Annotated in this window: 1 protein-coding gene; it reads right to left on the bottom strand. The window is 57.8% G+C overall.

From position 1 onward, the window contains the following. Positions 1-66: 66 nt before the first annotated feature. A protein-coding gene (locus MHX66_RS10455; RefSeq protein ID WP_239202861.1) for an IS3 family transposase occupies positions 67-1,259 on the bottom strand; the annotation gives its coding sequence in 2 pieces (ribosomal slippage) (positions 67-971 and positions 971-1,259; 1,194 coding nt in all). Positions 1,260-1,315 lie beyond the last annotated feature (56 nt).

The following is a 1,315-nucleotide window of genomic DNA, read 5'->3' on the forward strand; positions in this document are numbered from 1 at the left end:
GGGCCCGGCCCCCGGAAAGTAGACACCATGGGGTGGTGAAATTATGGGGTTTACTCTAGCGCATTGTTACGCTGCGAGGGCTTCGTACTCTGTGGGGGTGAGGTACTTGCACCAGGAGTGTCTTCGGCTGGTGTTGTAGCGCGCGCACCAGGCGAAGACATCTCGCCGGCAGACGAGCTGGTTGGCAAAGACTTTCTTGTCTTTGAGTACCTCTCGTTTCAGGGTGGCGTTAAACGACTCCGCCAGCGAGTTATCGGCACTGGTGCCGACTGCGCCCATCGACTGGGTGACGTTGAGCCTGCGGCAGGTGGCCTGAAACTGCGATGAGGCGTACACACTTCCGTGGTCCGAATGAAAGATCGCCCCGGTAAGACTCCCGCGGGTGTGGTGCGCGTGCTCGAGTGCTTCCTCGACGAGTTCGGTGCGCATGTGGTCGGCGATAGCAAAGCCAACGAGCATCCGGGAATAGCAGTCAATCACCGAAGCTAAATACATATTCGACCCATCTGCGATCGGCAGATAGGTGATATCGCCAACTAGCACCCTATTTGCAGCCGGGGCTGTGAAGTCCCGCTTGACCAGGTCGGCAAACACCACGCGATGTGGCCCACGCCGGGTGGTGGTGACCTTGCGTTTTTTGGTGTAGCCACGCAGACGAAGCTTCTTCATGATCCGGGCGATGCGCTTATGGTTGACCGGCCCATTGTCGTTGTAGGCGTCGTTATGCGTCAGCTCTGCTGCGATGCGTTTGGCACCGTAGAGCTGGTTTTTCTCGTCGAAGACTGCCTTGACCTTCGCCCCTAGCATGGCATCGTCGATCAGCCGGCGGCTCCGCTGGTCGCTGCTGGCCTTCCATTTGTAGTAAGAGCTGCGATTGAGCCCAAGGACAGTACACATCCGCTTGACCGAGTACTCGGTGCGGTGGTCATCAACAAACCGGAAGCGGATCACCAGTTTGTCTCTTCCATGAAATATTTGGCCGCCTTGCGCAGAATATCGCGTTCTTCTTTCAGCCGGGCGTTTTCCTGCTGCAGCTGGCGTATCTTTTCAGCACCCGTGAGCTGCTTGGCACGATCAGCACGAGAAACCGGTGGGGTCGTGGCCTTTGCGCCGGTGCCGTACTTGTCGACCCACGTGCGAAGCGTGGTGCGGTAGATCCCTAAGTCTTCGGCCGCGGCCTTGAGCGAGAGATGTGGATCGTTCTCGTACATCGCGACCGCGTCACGCTTGAACTGATCCGAATAAACCTTCCTAGGCATGGAGGTAGATTACCTTTCCCCGACCCAACACGGCCGGAATCAGAGGTGTCTACCAA

This window comes from Corynebacterium sp. ACRPH (genome assembly GCF_022347285.1).
Lineage (GTDB): Bacteria > Actinomycetota > Actinomycetes > Mycobacteriales > Mycobacteriaceae > Corynebacterium.